Genomic DNA, 17,122 nt, shown 5'->3' with positions numbered 1-17,122 from the left:
TGGGGGATATCCCGGAAACGCCCCCGGCGCGGGCTGCCGGACGCGAAAATGGTTGTCCCCGACCCTGGATTGAGATGGGTCTCACGCATAGGTTCGCGCTATGGATGATCGGCCGACCGGCTCTCCCGCCGTCCCGGACCCGTACCTGCTCGCCGGCAAGCGGGCGGTGGTGACCGGCGCGGCAAGCGGCATCGGCTCCGCCGCCGCGCGCAGGCTCGCCGCGGCCGGCGCCACCGTCGTGGCCGTGGACCGCGACGCCGAGCCGGTGCAGCGCATCGCGGAGGAGATCGGAGCCGAGGCCGGCATCGTCGACCTCGACGATCCGGAAGCCGCCGCCCCGCTGGGCGAGCACGCCGATGTCGTGGTCAACAACGCCGGGCTGCAGCACGTCGCCCCGGTGCACCAGTTCCCGCCGGAGGCGTTCGGCAAGCTGCTGCGAGTGATGCTGGAGTCCCCGTTCCGGCTGGTCCGGGCGGCGCTGCCCGGGATGTACGAGCGGGGCTGGGGCCGGATCGTGAACATCTCCTCGGTGCACGGCCTGCGCGCGTCGCCGTTCAAGAGCGCGTACGTCACCGCCAAGCACGGCTTGGAAGGGTTGTCCAAAACGATCGCGGTGGAGGGCGCCGCCTACGGCGTCACCTCGAACTGCATCAACCCCGGCTACGTGCGCACCCCGCTGGTGGAGAAGCAGGTCGCCGAGCAGGCCGAGCTGCACCGGGTGCCGGAGGAGCAGGTCATCGAAGACGTGCTGCTGGCGCGCACCCCGGTCAAGCGGCTGGTGGAGCCGGACGAGGTGGCCGACCTGGTGTGCTGGCTGTGCGGACCGGCCACGACCTCGGTCACCGGTTCGTCGTTCCCGATGGACGGGGGCTGGACGGCGCACTGAACGCGCCGGGCGGCTCGGTGCCCGCCCGGCGCGCGGAGCGGGTCAGTGCCCGAGCCGGCCGCGGCCCAGGCGCAGCAGGATCATCGCGAGTTCCCGGCCTTCCGGGCCGAGTTCGCGGTAGCGCGCGAGCACGTCCATCTCGCGGTTGTAGACGATGCGGGGTCCGCCGTCGGCCATCCGCCGCTCGCCGACCTGCCTGGAAACCTCGGCGCGGCGCTTGACCAGGCGCAGGATCTCGGCGTCCAGGTAGTCGATCTCTTCGCGGAAGCCGGAGATCGCCTCCGACGCGGGCTGCGCGGGCTCCGCGGCGTCGGGGGTCTCGGGCTGTTGCTGGTCACCGTCCACAGCGGCGTTCATGACTCGTCCTCCGGATCGGCCCCGCCCCCGGCCCCGGCATGCGAACGCCCCGGGTCCGAGGACCCCGGGGCGTCGTAGTGGTCAGAGCTCACGCAACTACGGGCGCCGGAGTCCCGGGCCCGTAGAAAAACTCCACTGCGAAGTTCTGCGTCAGCACGTCGGCAAGTCTGCCACAGCTCGCGGCTCGGTGGCCATGTGCTTTCGGACTCAGGCGGAGCGCCGCAAGATCACCGAGCTAGGCGACCACCTGTTCGAGTGGATCTTGTTGAAGTCGCCATCGCCTGCGCGGAGAGTGCACCATATGACTATGACTGACGATCGGCCGCCGGAAGCAGGGCAAGAGCCGAGAAACGCCGAAATGCCCGCCGTCCCGACGATCAACGTGGACGATTTCGTAGCCGATGCGGCCGAACTGATGAGGCGAGTGCGGGAAGGCGAAGCGTTCGCGATCACCGCCGAGGGCGAACCGTTCGCCTTGGTTCGTCCGCAGAGCGCCGTGGAGCGGCGGATGGACGAGTTCGTCGGGAAGGGTTACGCCGACCCGGATTGGCCGCAGCGGCACGAGGAACTGCTGGAGATGGTTGCGGAAGGGCCTCTTCCGGCGATCTTCGAGCAGGGGTGGTCCGCGTCCGAGGAATTGCTCAGGGACCGCGCGGAGGATCAGCGATGATCTACTTCGACTCCTGCGCATTCCTCAAATTGCTGCTGCCGGAGGAGCACCGGCCGGCCATCGCGAAGTACGTTTCCTCGAACCAGCAGCCTTGGGTTTCGAGCGAGTTGCTGCTCGTGGAAGTGCTTCGCGTGCTGAACCGCGGAGTTCCGAGCGAGAGTTCCTGGCGATGGGCCACCAAGATGCTCGCGGGCGTGGTCAAGGTGCCGGTGAGCGAGATCGCGACCCGGGCGTATCAGGTGACGCCCGCGAGCATTCGCTCGCTCGATGCGATTCATCTGGCCACGGCGCTGCACGTCGGTACCCCGTTGAGCGCGTTCATCACCTACGACAAGCGGTTGGAGGAGGCCGCGGTGGCGCACCAGCTGCCGGTGGTGGTGCCCAAGGACGAGTGATCGCGCAGCGTGCGGGTGCTCCGGGGGTGTCAGGGGCTCCCGGTAACGTGGAGCGGCGATGAGCACCCTGTTCGATCTTCCGCACGACGGTCCGTCCCAGGCGGGTTCCGCCGCTGCTGCAGGCGCGGCGGCGCATGATCCGGACGCCCTGCTCGCGGGCTTGAACCCGCAGCAGTCCGAGGCCGTGGTGCACACCGGCTCGCCGCTGCTGATCGTGGCGGGCGCCGGTTCCGGCAAGACCCGGGTGCTGACCAACCGGATCGCCTACCTGCTCGCGCAGGGGGTGCATCCCGGGCAGATCATGGCGATCACGTTCACCAACAAGGCCGCCGCCGAGATGAAGGAGCGGGTGGCCGAGCTGGTGGGCAGGCGCGCGAACGCGATGTGGGTGTCCACGTTCCACTCGATGTGCGTGCGGGTGCTGCGCCGCGAGGCGAAGACGCTGGGCATCTCGTCGAACTTCACCATCTACGACGCCGACGACTCGCGGCGGATGATCACGATGATCGGCCGCGAGCTGGAGCTGGACTCCAAGCGCTATCCGGCGCGCACCCTCGGCGTGCACGTGTCGAACCTGAAGAACGAGCTGGTCACCCCTGCGGAGGCGGCCGAGCGCGCGGGCAACGACATGGAGCGCAAGGTCGCCCAGGTCTACGCCGCCTACCAGCGCAAGCTGGCCGACTCGCAGGCGATGGACTTCGACGACCTGATCATGCGCACCGTGGACCTGCTGCGCGAGCACCCGGACGTCGCCGAGCACTACCGCCGCCGGTTCCGGCACGTGATGGTCGACGAGTACCAGGACACCAACCACGCGCAGTACGTGCTGGTGCGCGAGCTGGTGGGGCTCGAACCGACCGAGAGCGGCACGCCGCCTGCCGAGCTGTGCGTGGTCGGCGACGCCGACCAGTCGATCTACGCGTTCCGCGGCGCGACGATCCGCAACATCGAGGAGTTCGAGCGGGACTACCCGCAGGCCCGCACGATCCTGCTGGAGCAGAACTACCGCTCCACCCAGACCATCCTGAACGCGGCGAACTCGGTGATCCGGCGCAACTCGAACCGCCGGGACAAGCGGCTGTGGAGCGAGGCGGGCGAAGGCGCGCCGATCGTCGGGTACGTCGCCGACAACGAGCACGACGAGGCGGCGTTCGTGGCCGGCGAGATCGACAAGCTGGTCGACGACGGCGAGGTCACGTTCAACGACATCGCGGTGTTCTACCGGACCAACAACCAGTCCCGGGTGTTCGAGGAGGTGTTCATCCGCCTCGGCCTGCCCTACCGGGTCATCGGCGGGGTGCGCTTCTACGAGCGCCGCGAGGTCCGCGACGCGCTGGCCTACCTGCGGGTGCTGGACAACCCGGACGACACGGTGAGCCTGCGCCGCATCCTGAACGTGCCCAAGCGCGGTATCGGCGACAAGGCCGAGACCGTGGTCGCCTCGCACGCCGATCAGGAGCGGATTTCGTTCAACGCGGCGCTGCGCCAGGCCGCGGAGGGCCGGGTGCCTGCGCTGGCCACCCGCGCGCAGCGGCAGATCTCCGGTTTCGTGGCGCTACTGGACGAGCTCGGCGAGATCGCCCGCGAGTCGGACGTGGCCGACGTGCTGGAGGCGGTGCTGGAACGCACCGGCTACCGCGGTGAGCTGGAGGCCAGCGACGACCCGCAGGACGCCGGGCGGGTGGAGAACCTGACGGAGCTGGTCACGGTGGCTCGCGAGTTCACCGAGTCCCGCGCGCCGCAGGCACCCGGGCAGTCCTCCGACGGGCAGCCCGGCGGCGGGCAGCCCGGCAGCGGGCAGCCCGGCAGCGGACAGAACACAGCCGGGCACGACGAGCCCGGCCAGGACGTTTCCGGTCAGGACACCGACGACCCTTCCGCGGAATCCGTCGTGCGCCCGGCCGAACCGGCTGCGGAGGACGCCGAGGAGGAAGCGCTCGGCCTGCCCGCGGACGACTCGCTGGCCGCGTTCCTGGAGCGGGTTTCGCTGGTGGCCGACGCCGACTCGCTGCCGGAATCCGGCGACGGCGTGGTCACCCTGATGACCCTGCACACCGCGAAGGGCCTGGAGTTCCCGGTGGTGTTCTCCACCGGCTGGGAAGACGGGATCTTCCCGCACATGCGGGCGCTGAGCGACCCCGCCGAACTGGCCGAGGAGCGGCGGCTGGCCTACGTCGGCATCACCCGCGCCCGGCAGCGGCTGTACCTGTCGCGGGCGTTGATGCGCTCGGCGTGGGGGCAGCCGATGACGAACCCGGCTTCGCGGTTCCTCACCGAGATCCCGGACGAGCTGTTCGAGTGGCGCCGCATCGAGCCGGAGCGGTCCGCGCCGCAGGTGCGCAGCACGTGGGGTAACCGCGGCGGGTTCGACCGCGGCGGTTCGGATTCGGCGCAGGCCGGGCTGGCCGAGCGCGGCATGCGCAGCACCGGTGCGGCGGGCTGGAAGGACCAGATGGCGATCAAGCTGGACGCCGGGGACCGGGTCACGCACGACAAGTACGGCCTCGGCACGGTGTTGGCCACCGAGGGCGAAGGTGCGCGCGCGACCGCCACGATCGATTTCGGGGCCTCGGGAACCGTGCGGTTGATGCTCATCGGCAGCGTTCCGCTGACCAAGCTGTGACCCCGGCCCGCCCGGGTGGAGTTAGCGTGCTCGCGCAAAGACTCCTGCACGCGGCTGGGGAATTCAGCGATGGAACGCGAGAGAGCCGATCTCACCGGCGCGCCGGCCACCATGCTCGCCACCCTCTACGGACGGGCGCTGCACAGCCGCTCGGCCGACCCGATCCTGCACGATCCCTACGCGGAAGAGGCCGTGCGCCGGATCGACCACGACTTCAGCAAGACGGGAGTGCGCGGGAACGACCCGCTGTCGATCGCCCTGCGCGGCAGCCTGTTCGACCGGCTGGCCGCCGACCGGATCGCCGCGCATCCGGAGGTCACCGTGCTGCACCTCGGCTGCGGTCTGGACAGCCGCGGGCTGCGGCTGGACCTGCCGCCGTCGGTCGAGTGGTACGACGTCGACTTCCCCGAGGTCATCGACCTGCGCCGGAAGCTCTACGAACAGCCCGAACGGCACCACACGATCGCCTCGTCGGTCACCGACCCGGCGCTGCTCGACTCGATCCCGGGTGATCGCCGGGTCCTGGTGGTCGCCGAGGGGCTGACGATGTACTTGGACCCGCAAGAAGGCTTGGCCCTGCTGCGGCGGATCACCGAGCGCTTCCCCGCGGGGGAGTTGATCTGCGACGTGCAGGGCGAGCTGGCCGTCCGCTTCGCCAACGTGCTCAACAGCCCGGTGCGGGCGGCGAACGCGAAGTTGCGGTGGGCGATCGGCAGCGGTGCCGAGCTGGTGAACGCGGTCCCGGGGCTGGCGCTGGATGAGGAACTGACGTTCTTCGAGGTGCCCGGGTTGGAGCGGCTGCCCGCGAGCTACCGCGCATTGGTGCGGGCGATGGGGCACATCCCGGCGCTGCGCCGGATGGCGCTCATCCTGCGGATGCACTTCGACGGCTGACCCCACCCGCCCTGGTCCGCCCCGCCCGGCCGGGCGGGGCGGGGGCGCGGCGCGGATCAGGTCAAGTTGATGCCGCGCTCGCTCAGCCACGGCAGCGGATTGATCTTCTTGCCGCTGGCGTTCCACACCTCGAAGTGCAGGTGCGTGCCGGTGGAGAAACCGCGGTTGCCCATGGTGGCGATCTGGTCGCCAGCCTTGACCTGGTCGCCTTCGTCGGCGGTGATGCTGTTGACGTGCCCGTAGACGGTGATCGTGCCGTCGTTGTGCTGCACCCGGACCCACAGCCCGAAGCCGCTGGCCGGGCCTGCGTCGATCACGGTGCCGTCCATCGCGGACACGATGGGGGTGCCTTTGCTGTTTGCGATGTCGATGCCGTAGTGCGTGCTGCCCCAGCGGCCGCCGAATCCGGAGGTGAAGCTGCCTTGCGCGGGCTTGACTACCTGCGGGCGCTTGGCCTCTTCCTCGGCGGCGATGCGGGCGGCCTCGGCCGCGGCGCGCTCACCGGCGATCTGCTGGCTCTTGGCCAGCTTCTCCACTTCGGAGCCGGTGTCGGTGTTCTTGGTGACCGGCAGCACCTCGGGTGCGGGCGCGGATCCGCCCATCCCGGTGGAGGAGTCGGTGGCGGAGCCGAAGGAGGCGGCGGCGTCCTGGCCCGAGGCCAGCGGCTGCACGCCGTCCGAGTCCGGGGCCGGCTCGCCGTTGGCGATCGATTGGCCGGCTGCGGCGAACGCGCCGGCGGCGACGGCGGCGACCACGATGCGTCCGCGGATCACCGAAGGTGGGGTGGAGAACCGCCGCGAATTCTGCGATGGCGGATCGTGCGGGGACGACTCCTCGGCGTTCGGGGCGCCGGGGGAGCGATGTCGAGACAATGCCTGCCCTTCCGTCTCGGGGAGTCCGCTCACTCCCGGACGGGGATTCCGGGCGGCCGGTCGGGGAACCGGCATCGTGATCGGACCGTGACAACGGACCGGAGGACAGTAACCACGCCGATCCCCTAGGGGCAAATCTCGATCAGTGCGCGTGCGCCTACGGGGAGTGGTGGGATCCGGCGATGCAGGCGTGGTCGCACAGCGTGCAAAACGCGTCTCGGGGTTGTTACGGCGCGCCGCTGCCTGCCGGTTCGTGATCGAGCAAGACCCTCCCGTTTGGACCAAAGCAGGGCGCCTAGATCAACTCGGCGGGTGATCGAGCCCGAAAAATAGTGACTCAAGTCACAAAATTGGTTGCGCAGTGTCGTCAACCTTCGTCGCTCGTACGTTGTCACGCGGCTGAGTCGCGCGCCGGCCCGGAACCGATCGCGCCGGGCCCGGTGGCGGATCAGCACGGCGCTCGCAGCGCAAGAAACCTCCACGCGGGTGAATCGGGTCGGCGGCCGGTCGCGCTCCGTCGCTCCCGGCGTCCCACCGCGGGCCCGCGGGTTGCTAGCGTCGGCGCGGTGAGTGCGCGGCCCGATCTCCCGCCCGATGCGCCGTCGGTGACGCAGACCCGGCCGGCGCCCGCCGAAAGCGCCGGTCCACCGATCGGCCTGAACATCGCCGTCGCGCTGTCCGCGGCAGGTGCGCTGCTCGGTGGACTCGCCCCGCTGTTCGCAGCGGTGACTCCTTCGATGCCGCCCGCGTTCACGTCCTGGCCGCTGCTGCTCGTGCTCGCGTTGATCCCCACCGCGCTGTCGGCGGCTCTGCTGCGCCGCAAGCCAGGTGTGGCGGCTGCGGTGCTGCTCGGCCCGGCGGTGCTGGCGCCCGGCCGGTTCGTGCAGGACATGCAGCTCGTCGTGGACGCGAGCTACGCCGCGCGGCCGGAACTGCTGCACGCCGACACGCTCGAACCGCTGGCGCCCGCGGCAGGCACGTGGGTCCTGCTGGCCGGGCACGTGCTGACCACGATCGCCGGAGCGTTGGCCGTGATCGCGGGCGGCAAGCTGTTCGACCGCACCGGCGGGGCCGCGTTCGGCGCCGCCGATTCGGACCGCGCGCGGGCCCGCAAGCAGGGCTTGCTGGCGCTGGTGCTGTGCGCCTCGGTCGTCGCGTCCGTCGGCGCGCTCATGGGGCCGTTCACCTCCGCCGACCCGTACCTGCTGGCGAAACCGGCGGTGGACGCTCCGGCCGCGGTCGGCATCGGCAGCCTCCTGCTGGCGCTCGCGCTGCTGACCGCCGCCGGAGTCGTCGCGGGCTCGACCGATCCGGACCTGGTCCGCGGTGGGCTGCTCGGGCTGGCCGCCGCGCTGGTGGCGGTCGCGGTGCCGCCGCTGGTCGCGGTGGCGGTGCTGGCGCAGCTCCAGCTCGGCTGGGGTCCGGTGCTGGTGCTGCTCGCGGCGGTAGCGCTGGTCGGCTTGGCCTTCCCGGGCGGGAAGTCGCCCGAGCGCGCCGCCGCCGAACCGCGGCTGCCCGCGTTGACCAAGCTGCTGACCGCCGCGGGAGCGCTCGCGGTGCTCTCGGGCGCGCTGGCGATCGCGGGTGCGCTCACCCCGCACCTGCAGATGCCGAGCTACCTCGACGACCCCTCGCCGTACCCGGCGCGGTTGCTGCTGCCTGGCGGCGTCGTGCTGGTGCTGCTCGGTGCCGGACTGCTGATCCGGCGCAAGCCGACCGCACCGGGCTCTGCCATTCCCACGGGCTCGCAGGACACGGCGAACGCGCAGCGTGCCGCGGCGGCGCTGCGCCCGGCGCTGACCGTGGCCTGGGCGATGCTGCCGCTGGGCGGTGCCGCCGCGCTGGACGCAGTGCTGATGGCGACCCAGCTGGCATCGGCCGAGGCCAGGGCAGGTGCGTGGCTGTCCGGCGCGGCGATGCTGCTGGCGATGGCCGCCGCCGTGGTGGCCGCGGTGGCCGGTGCCGTCGAGCGCGACGACGTCGACCTCACCGAGCAGGACTGGCGGCCTTCGGTCGCGGTGCCCGCGGCGATCGCCGCCGTGCTCTCGCTGGGCGCGGTGTTCCTGCCGGTGCTGACCGCGCCGGACTACACACCGCCGGGGATCTTCACCGAGTTCAGCACCAGTTCCTGGGGGCTGATCGCGACCGGTGCCGCCGCGCTGGCCGCACTGGTGCTGGCACCGCGCTGCCGTCCGCCGCGCGCGGTGGCACTGCTGGGCGGTGCGGCGCTGGTCATGTCGGTGCGGGTGCTGGAGTTCCCGATCACCTCCGGGCGGTTCGAGGGCGCGGCTCCCGGGCTCGGGCTGTGGTTCGCGATCGCCGCCGTGCTCGCCATCGCGGTGACCGCCGGGTTCGCGGCACGTCGCTGACGCGCCTCCGCCGGAGGTGTCGCGCCTGTTCCGTTCGTCACGTCAGGGCGGTTCCGGACCCGTGCCCACCCGGTGCTGGATGCATTCACCTGCGGCTACGCGCCTGCTCGGGTGAGCCAGTTCACCGGGTGCGCCGCACCGGGCTTCCTCGCAGGTCGATATCGTCGCCGCGTCCGACACCGACGTCGCAGGAGAGTCGAGTGGACCTGTACGAGTACCAGGCGAAGGAAATCTTCGCTGCCCACGGAGTGCCGACGCTGCCCGGTTCCGTGGCCGTAGATCCCGATGGGGCCAAGGCAGCCGCCGAGCAGCTCGGCGGGCCCGTGGTGATCAAGGCCCAGGTCAAGACCGGGGGCCGGGGCAAGGCAGGCGGCGTCAAGCTCGCCGAGAACGCCGATGAGGCCAAGACCAAGGCCGAGGCGATCCTCGGCCTGGACATCAAGGGCCACGTGACGCGGCGAGTGCTGGTCACGAGCGCCTCGGACATCGCCGACGAGTACTACTTCTCCTTCCTGCTCGACCGCGCCAACCGGAACTTCCTGGCGATGGCCTCGGTCGAGGGTGGGATGGAGATCGAGGAAGTCGCGGCGACCAAGCCGGAAGCACTGGCGCGCATCCCGATCGACCCGATCCAGGGCGTGGACGCGGCCAAGGCCCGCGAGATCGTCGACGCCGCGAAGTTCCCCGCCGAGATCGCCGACCAGGTCGTCGACGTGATCGTGCAGCTGTGGGAGACCTTCGTGGCCGAGGACGCCACGCTGGTGGAGATCAACCCGCTGGTCAAGGACCCGCAGGGCAAGGTCATCGCGCTGGACGGCAAGGTCACGCTGGACGAGAACGCCGCGTTCCGGCAGGCCAAGCAGGCCGACCTGGTCGACAAGGACGCCGAGGACCCGCTGGAGGCCAAGGCCAAGGCCAAGGACCTCAACTACGTCAAGCTCGACGGTGAGGTCGGCATCATCGGCAACGGCGCCGGGCTGGTCATGTCCACGCTGGACGTCGTCGCCTACGCGGGCGAGGCGCACAACAGCGTCAAGCCGGCGAACTTCCTGGACATCGGCGGCGGTGCTTCCGCCGAGGTGATGGCGGCCGGGCTGGACGTCATCCTCGGTGACAGCGACGTGAAGTCGGTGTTCGTCAACGTCTTCGGCGGCATCACCGCCTGCGACGCCGTGGCCAACGGCATCGTGCAGGCGCTGAAGATGCTCGGCGACGAGGCGACCAAGCCGCTGGTCGTGCGCCTCGACGGCAACAACGTCGAGGAAGGCAGGCGGATCCTGGCCGAGGCCAACCACCCGCTGGTGACGCTGGTGGACACCATGGACGGCGCGGCCGACAAGGCCGCCGAACTCGCTGCTGCGGGGGCGTGAGCGCGATGGCTATCTTCCTCAACGACGACAGCAAGGTCATCGTCCAGGGCATCACCGGGTCCGAGGGCACCAAGCACACCGCCCGGATGCTCAAGTCCGGCACCAACATCGTCGGCGGCGTCAACGCCCGCAAGGCCGGGCAGACCGTCGAGATCGAGGGCAAGCAGCTGAGCGTGTTCGGCTCGGTCGGCGAGGCGATGAAGGAGACCGGCGCCGACGTGTCGGTGGTGTTCGTGCCGCCGAAGTTCGCCAAGGACGCGGTGGTCGAGGCCATCGACGCCGAGATCCCGCTGGCCGTGGTGATCACCGAGGGCATCCCGGTGCACGACGCGGCGTACTTCTGGGCGCACGCCAACGCGACCGGCAACAAGACCCGCATCGTCGGGCCGAACTGCCCCGGCGTGATCTCGCCCGGCAAGTCCAACTCCGGCATCATCCCGGCCGACATCACCGGGCCCGGCAAGATCGGGCTGGTGTCCAAGTCGGGCACGCTGACGTACCAGATGATGTACGAGCTGCGCGACATCGGTTTCTCCACCGCCGTGGGCATCGGCGGCGACCCGATCATCGGCACCACGCACATCGACGCGCTCCAGGCGTTCCAGGACGACCCGGAGACCGAGGCGATCGTGATGATCGGTGAGATCGGCGGCGACGCCGAGGAGCGGGCCGCCGAGTTCGTCAAGGCCAACATCACCAAGCCGGTGGTGGGCTACGTCGCCGGGTTCACCGCGCCGGAGGGCAAGACGATGGGCCACGCGGGCGCCATCGTGTCCGGTTCGTCCGGCACGGCCGCGGCGAAGAAGGAAGCCCTCGAGGCCGCGGGCGTGAAGGTCGGCAAGACTCCGAGCGAGACCGCGAACCTGATGCGCGAGATCGTCCAGGGCTGAGTTCGTCCGGGACTGAGTTCGTCCGGGTCGAAGACCTGCTGAGCTCGTCCGGAGCTGCACGGGGGCCGGGTTCCTGCGGGAGCCCGGCCCCCGTTTTCGCGGCTTCGTCCCGCGGATGTCGTGAAGTTCTCCACAGTTGCCAACCGCGGGTAACGGTCGCCGCGGCAGCGGGGTGGCGCGCTCGGGTCGCGCGCCGGTGGTCGGCGCAGACCGAGGTGAGCGGGCGGGCTCCCGGCGCGGTGCGCCTGCGGGTGCCGGAGGCGGACCGGTTCGGGGGTCCGGTCACGGTCCGATACCGTTTCACGTGTCACCTCACCCGGGCGAGCGTGCGCGTTCTCCCGACCCTCGGCGAGGAGGAGTTCTTCGACCATGTCCAATCCCTACGGTGCGCCCCCGCCCAACCAGCCGGCACCTCCGCACGCAGGGTCTCCTCGTCCCGATGCGCCGGGTCAGGACGGCGGTACCGAGCTGAGTTCCGTGCTGCCGCTGGTGGCGGCCGGTGCGGGGCTCGTCGCCTACGTCCTCGGGTTCTTCGACCAGGCCACGTCCGGGCTGATCGTGAGCACTCCGGGGCTCGCGATCGTCGTGGCCGCCGGGCTGGCCGGGCTGAAGGTGCTGCCGAAGATGCCGGACACGCTGGTCGCGGCCGGTCCGCTGGCGCTCTACGGGACGCTGGCGGTGCTGCAGAGCGTGGTCACCGGCACCGCGGGCGGTGTCGGGATCGTGCTGCTGATCATGTCTTTGGTGCAGCTCGCCGCGGTGGGCGCGCTGGTGCTGACCGGCGCCGGGGTGGTCTCCTCCGGGCCGCGGCCGGGACGTTCGCCGAGTTCGCAGCCGCCGCATCCGCAGGGGCCCGGCTCCGGGCCGTTCCCGCCGGCCGGCGCGCAGCCCGGCCCGAAGCCGCAGGGATTCGGCCAGCACTCCGGTCCGCAGTACGCGCAGCCGCAGCCCGCGCAGCCGCCGTGGGGACCGCCGCAGGGCGGGCAGCCGTTCGGCGCGCAGGGGCACGTGCCTGCCGGTTACCCCGGCGGACCGCAGAACGCGGCGGGCTACGGCGGTCCGGGCACGTCCGGGCAGCCGTTCGGCGCGGAGTCGCAGGCCCCGTCCGGCGGGTTCTCGGCCGCGCCCGGCGATGCGGGCACGCAGCAGGTTTCGCAGTCCGGCCCGCAGGCGTCGCAGTCCGGCCCGCAGCAGCCGGTGGACGGTCCGGAGGGGACGCGGCAGATGCCGTATCCGGGCCGCGAGAGCTGATCGGAAGTTCCTGGGGCGCCGTCCGCATCGTGCGGGCGGCGCCTTTCGCGCGTTCGGGCGCGAAGCTGCGCGCTGAGAACCCTCCGTGTTCCTGATCGCTCGATGGGCGGACGCCGCGGCGAGTCACGGGCCGGTCCTCCGCGTCCCGGTGCGACATTCGGCCCATGCCCTTGATCGAGTCGCTCCAGGAACCGGTCTCGCCGCGCGATCCCGTGGCCGAACCCGAGCGCGCGCCCGCCCCGCTTCGGTGGTTCGCCGCCGTCGCGGCGGGCTCGGTCGCGTTGGGCTACGCGTTGGCCGCTGCGCTGCTGGCGCTCGCGGTGAGCACCGCGAGCGGAGCGGGGTCCGCGATCGCGTCGGTTCCTGCCGTTGCGGTGCCGGGCTGGCTGGTGGCGCACCAGGTTCCGCTGTCGATCCAGGGCGCGCCGCTTTCCGCGCTTCCCTTCCTGCCCACGTTGGTGCTCGGCGCGGGGATCGCATGGCTGTCCGCGGCTTTCGCCCGGCGGACGGATGATCCCCGCGACGCCGTCCGGCTGGTGGTCGTCGTGGCGATGACCCATGCGGTCGTGGGCGGGCTCGCGGCATCGCTGCTCGGTGGCGCCGTCGCAGTCGCCGTGCCCGGGGCCGTCCTGCGTTGCGGGCTCGTCGCCGCGGTCTCGGCCGGGCTCGGCGTGCTGCGGAGGGAGCGCTTCCGGGAGCTGTTGGGGGAGCGGCTCGGAGCCCGGCTGTGGCCCGGGATCCGGGCCGCAGGCGCGGCGTGGTTGCCGCTCGCCGTCGCCGGTGCGCTGGTGGTCGTTCCGGCGCTGTGCTTGTCGGCGTCGCGCATCGGTGACGTGCTGGTGAGCTCGGGGTCGATCGGCGACGGGTTCGGGCTGGTGCTGCTGTCGCTGCTGTACCTGCCGAACGCGCTGCTGGCCGGGTGGGCTTTCGCGGCCGGTCCCGGGATCGCGGTCGGTCCGGTGCAGGCGGGGCCGTTCACCACCGTGCCGGGCCGGGTTCCGGAGGTGCCGCTGCTCGCGGCGCTGCCGGACGGCGCGGCTGCCGGTTGGTGGCCGATCGCGCTGCTGCTGCCGGTCGCGGTGGGCGCGTTCGTGGGCTTCACCTGCGGTCGCGAGCCGGGGTCCCGGCGGGAGCGGCTCCGGTCCGCAGCGGTGGCGGTGCTGGTCTCGGCGCTGGGAGTGTTCCTGATCGGGATCCTGGCCGGTGGCAGCGCCGGAGGCGGCAGCTACGAGTCGATCACGGTGCACCCGGTGGTGCTGGGGCTGGCGACGTTCGGCTGGCTGCTGCCGCCCGCCGCGCTCGTCGCGCTGCTGTTCCCGGCAGGGCTCGACGACGAGGTGCGGGTCGCGGCACCGCGGAGCGCGACCGAGGTCGCCGCGGACGACGAGCCGGAAACCACCGAAGATGCCGGGCCGGACGGCGACCCGGACGCCGCCGCGGACTCCGCGCCTGACGAAGATCCGGACGCGTCGGCGGAAGCCGAGTCCGGCGGCGACGCCGCGGACTCCGAGGACGAACCCGCCGAGGCGATCCGCGAAGACGAACTCGACGAGGCGGTCCGCGAGGACGAACTCGAAGAGGTGGACCCGAGGGACGAACTCGATCCCGACGAGGTCGAATGGGCCGACCTGATCCGCCGAGTCCAGCAGGCCGACACCACCGGCGACCCGCGGAACTGACCGGCGGGCGCCGGACCCGTCCTGGCGCATCCCGGCCGCCTGCGCGGCACGAGCCCGCGGACTGAGGGCTGGACCACTCGCCCGGGACCTGGCGGCGATTCCCGCCCGAGGGCCGCTTACGCTGCTGGGTGAGATCGTGACCAGGCATTGTCAGGAGCCAGAGCTGAGCACCCCCGCATCGAACGCGGCCGGTCCGGACCCCGCGGCAGCCACTGCGCAGGACACCGGGCAGGACACCGGGATCACCCGGTTCCGCCCCGCCGACCCGGCGCGCGTGCTGGTCCTGGTCTCCGGCTCGGGCTCCCTGCTGCAGGCCGTGCTGGACGCGACCGACCGGCCGGACTACCCGGTGCGGGTCGTGGCGGTCGGCGCGGACCGCTCCGGCGTCGAAGGGCTCGCCCGCGCCGAACGCGCAGGCATCCCGACCTTCGTGCAGCGGGTCGCCGAGCACGACAGCAGGCAGGACTGGGACGCGGCGCTGACCGCCGCCTGCACCGAATACGAACCGGACCTGGTCGTGTCCGCCGGGTTCATGAAGCTCGCCGGTGAACGCTTCCTGGAGCGCTTCGGCGGCCGCTACCTCAACAGCCATCCGGCGCTGCTGCCGTCGTTCCCCGGGATGCACGGGGTGCGCGACGCGCTGGACTACGGCGTGCAGGTCACCGGCTGCACCTTGTTCGTGGTCGACGCAGGCGTGGACACCGGCCCGATCCTGGCGCAGGAAGCGGTTCCGGTGCTGCCCGCGGACGACGAGGCGAGCTTGCACGAACGGATCAAGGCGGTCGAGCGGCGGCTGCTGGTGGACACGCTGGAACGGCTGGCACGGCACGGCTGGACCGTGCAGGGACGGAAGGTGAACATCCCGTGACGCAGAATTCGCAGGAACCGCAGCTCCGGGCGGACTCGCAGGAACGCCGTCCGGTCCGCCGGGCGATGATCGGCGTGTCGGACAAGTCCGGCCTGCTGGACCTGGCCACCGGGCTGCACGCGGCAGGCGTCGAGATCGTCTCCACCGGTGGCACGGCCCGCGCGATCGCCGACGCGGGGGTGCCGGTCACCCCGGTCGAAGAGCTCACCGGCTTCCCGGAGGCGCTGGACGGGCGGGTCAAGACGCTGCACCCGCGGGTGCACGCCGGGCTGCTGGCTGACCTGCGCCGCCCCGAGCACGCCGAGCAGCTGGAGCGCCTCGACATCCCGGCGTTCGACCTGCTGGTGGTGAACCTTTACCCGTTCGTGCGCACCGTCGGCTCCGGCGCCGAGCCGGACGAGGTGATCGAGCAGATCGACATCGGCGGTCCCGCGATGGTGCGGGCTTCGGCGAAGAACCACGCCAACATGGCCGTCGTGGTCGACCCGAGCCGCTACGAATGGCTGCTGGAGCAGGTGCGCGGCGGCGGGTTCACCCACGCCGAGCGGGTGGAGCTGGCCGCTGAGGCGTTCCGGCACACCGCTTCCTACGACGTGGCGGTCGCCGGGTGGATGAGCCGGGTGCCGGTGGGCGACGACTCGGCGTTCCCGGGCTGGCTGGGCGAGACCTGGCAGCGGCGTTCCGCGCTGCGCTACGGCGAGAACCCGCACCAGCCGGCCGCGCTGTACGTCTCCGGTGGTGAGGCCGCCGGCCTGGCCGCGGCGGCCCAGCTGCACGGCAAGGAGATGTCCTACAACAACTACGTCGACGCCGACGCGGCCTGGCGCGCCGCGCACGATCACGCCGAGCCGTGCGTGGCGATCGTCAAGCACGCCAACCCGTGCGGCATCGCGGTCTCGGCCACCGATGTGGCCGAGGCGCACCGCAAGGCCCACGAGTGCGACCCGACCAGCGCCTTCGGTGGCGTGATCGCGTCGAACCGCGAGGTCACGGTGCCGATGGCGGAGCAGATCGCGGAAGTGTTCACCGAGGTCGTGGTCGCGCCCGGCTACGCCGACGGTGCGCTGGAAGTGCTGTCGCGGAAGAAGAACGTGCGCGTGCTGACCGTGCAGCCGCCGCAGCCGGGCCGGGTGGAGATGCGGGCGATCTCCGGCGGGATGCTGGTGCAGCGCTCCGACGAGATCGACGCCGCGGGCGACGATCCGGCGAACTGGGAGCGGGCCGCGGGGCCCGCCGCCGACGAGGCCACCTTGGCCGACCTGCGGTTCGCCTGGCGCACCTGCCGTGCGGTGAAGTCGAACGCGATCCTGCTGGCGCACGACGGCGCCACGGTCGGCGTGGGCATGGGGCAGGTGAACCGGGTGGATTCGGCGAAGCTGGCGGTCGCGCGCGGCGGTGCGCGGGTGGCCGGCTCGGTCGCCGCTTCGGATGCGTTCTTCCCGTTCGCGGACGGGCCGCAAGCGCTGATCGACGCCGGTGTGCGGGCGATCGTGCAGCCGGGTGGTTCGGTGCGGGATCAGGAGACGATCGACGCGTGCGCGGCCGCGGGCGTGGCGCTGTACCACACGGGGACCCGGCACTTCGCGCACTGAGCGGCGCGACGGCTCGGGCGACGCCACCGCTGGACGGGTTCCGGCGGTGGCGTCGTTGTTTTCCGGGGGCGTGCGGCGTGGTTCCGCGGCGCGCGCAGGCGCTCCGCCGCGGAGAAGTCGATCTTGTCGGTGCCCGGGCGCATCATGGGTCGCGCGGCGGGCTCGGGCGGTCGGAGCGGCGACCTGGGGTTTTCGAACTCGTGTTCGCTCTTTCCGGTGAAAGCCTTGACGGCAAGCCCGTGTCCAGGGTTTACTTAATCAAGTCGAACTAAGGTTCGATCTCGTTCCGGGTGGTCTTCGCCGAGCCGGTCTCCCTGCGGGCCGCCCGAGCGAGACGGCTCCACCGGCGCGGTGGGGCGGATGCCGGAGCGATCGGCGAGGTCGGGGACTCGGTCGCTGCGGCGGT

14 protein-coding genes are annotated in these 17,122 nt (G+C 71.7%); 12 read left to right on the top strand and 2 right to left on the bottom strand.

The features are described from left to right. Positions 1-100 precede the first annotated feature (100 nt). Positions 101-886, top strand: coding sequence for a 3-hydroxybutyrate dehydrogenase (locus V1457_RS04700; protein ID WP_200068499.1), 786 nt, complete (start codon positions 101-103; stop codon positions 884-886). 42 nt (positions 887-928) lie between these two features. Here the strand turns inward: V1457_RS04700 and V1457_RS04695 are convergent, their stop codons facing one another. Continuing rightward, complete coding sequence (locus V1457_RS04695) at positions 929-1,243, bottom strand: chorismate mutase (RefSeq protein ID WP_200068500.1); 315 nt, start codon at positions 1,241-1,243, stop codon at positions 929-931. A gap of 307 nt (positions 1,244-1,550) precedes the next feature. Here V1457_RS04695 and V1457_RS04690 point away from each other — a divergent pair, with 307 nt between their 5' ends. From V1457_RS04690 to V1457_RS04675, 4 genes are all read left to right on the top strand, one after another. Then, the gene (locus V1457_RS04690) at positions 1,551-1,913 is read left to right on the top strand and encodes a hypothetical protein (RefSeq protein WP_200068501.1); all 363 of its coding nucleotides are present in this window, start codon (positions 1,551-1,553) and stop codon (positions 1,911-1,913) included. After that, entirely contained in the window at positions 1,910-2,308 is a 399-nt protein-coding gene (locus V1457_RS04685) for a type II toxin-antitoxin system VapC family toxin (RefSeq protein ID WP_200068502.1), read from the top strand. Before V1457_RS04690 ends, V1457_RS04685 begins: the two co-directional genes overlap by 4 nt. Positions 2,309-2,366: 58 nt before the next feature. Continuing rightward, positions 2,367-4,931, top strand: a complete 2,565-nt coding sequence (locus V1457_RS04680; protein WP_338600697.1) for a UvrD-helicase domain-containing protein — start codon at positions 2,367-2,369, stop codon at positions 4,929-4,931. Positions 4,932-5,000: 69 nt separating this feature from the next. Beyond that, on the top strand, positions 5,001-5,825 hold the full coding sequence (locus tag V1457_RS04675; protein WP_338600694.1) for a class I SAM-dependent methyltransferase: 825 nt from the start codon (positions 5,001-5,003) through the stop codon (positions 5,823-5,825). 56 nt (positions 5,826-5,881) lie between these two features. On the opposite strand, the gene V1457_RS04670 is transcribed toward V1457_RS04675, so the two are convergent. Continuing rightward, on the bottom strand, positions 5,882-6,598 hold the full coding sequence (locus V1457_RS04670) for a M23 family metallopeptidase (RefSeq protein WP_307849882.1): 717 nt from the start codon (positions 6,596-6,598) through the stop codon (positions 5,882-5,884). Between the two features lie 665 nt (positions 6,599-7,263). On the opposite strand from V1457_RS04670, the gene V1457_RS04665 reads away from it, so the two are divergent. From V1457_RS04665 to purH, 7 genes are all read left to right on the top strand, one after another. Then, positions 7,264-9,066 (top strand): hypothetical protein, encoded by a 1,803-nt coding sequence (locus tag V1457_RS04665; RefSeq protein ID WP_338600689.1) that lies wholly within the window; start codon positions 7,264-7,266, stop codon positions 9,064-9,066. Positions 9,067-9,266: 200 nt separating this feature from the next. Then, positions 9,267-10,436 carry an ADP-forming succinate--CoA ligase subunit beta gene (gene sucC, locus V1457_RS04660; RefSeq protein ID WP_200068507.1) on the top strand — a complete coding sequence of 390 codons (1,170 nt, stop codon included), beginning with the start codon at positions 9,267-9,269 and terminating at the stop codon, positions 10,434-10,436. 5 nt (positions 10,437-10,441) lie between these two features. Then, a complete protein-coding gene (gene sucD / locus V1457_RS04655) occupies positions 10,442-11,326 on the top strand; it encodes a succinate--CoA ligase subunit alpha (protein ID WP_200068717.1) in 885 nt (294 codons plus the stop codon). 369 nt (positions 11,327-11,695) lie between these two features. Then, entirely contained in the window at positions 11,696-12,577 is an 882-nt protein-coding gene (locus V1457_RS04650; protein ID WP_338600684.1) for a DUF5336 domain-containing protein, read from the top strand. 164 nt (positions 12,578-12,741) lie between these two features. Beyond that, entirely contained in the window at positions 12,742-14,256 is a 1,515-nt protein-coding gene (locus tag V1457_RS04645) for a DUF6350 family protein (protein WP_338600682.1), read from the top strand. Positions 14,257-14,497: 241 nt separating this feature from the next. Then, positions 14,498-15,124, top strand: coding sequence for a phosphoribosylglycinamide formyltransferase (purN, locus tag V1457_RS04640; RefSeq protein ID WP_295148955.1), 627 nt, complete (start codon positions 14,498-14,500; stop codon positions 15,122-15,124). After that, positions 15,121-16,716, top strand: a complete 1,596-nt coding sequence (gene purH / locus V1457_RS04635; RefSeq protein WP_307849883.1) for a bifunctional phosphoribosylaminoimidazolecarboxamide formyltransferase/IMP cyclohydrolase — start codon at positions 15,121-15,123, stop codon at positions 16,714-16,716. The genes purN and purH overlap by 4 nt, the downstream gene beginning before the upstream one ends. The last annotated feature ends 406 nt before the right edge of the window (positions 16,717-17,122 follow it).

Source organism: Saccharopolyspora sp. SCSIO 74807 (genome assembly GCF_037023755.1).
In the GTDB taxonomy this organism is placed as follows: Bacteria; Actinomycetota; Actinomycetes; order Mycobacteriales; family Pseudonocardiaceae; genus Saccharopolyspora_C; species Saccharopolyspora_C galaxeae.
The sequence above is the reverse complement of the archived record's forward strand: the minus strand, read 5'-3'. Positions and strand labels throughout refer to the sequence as shown.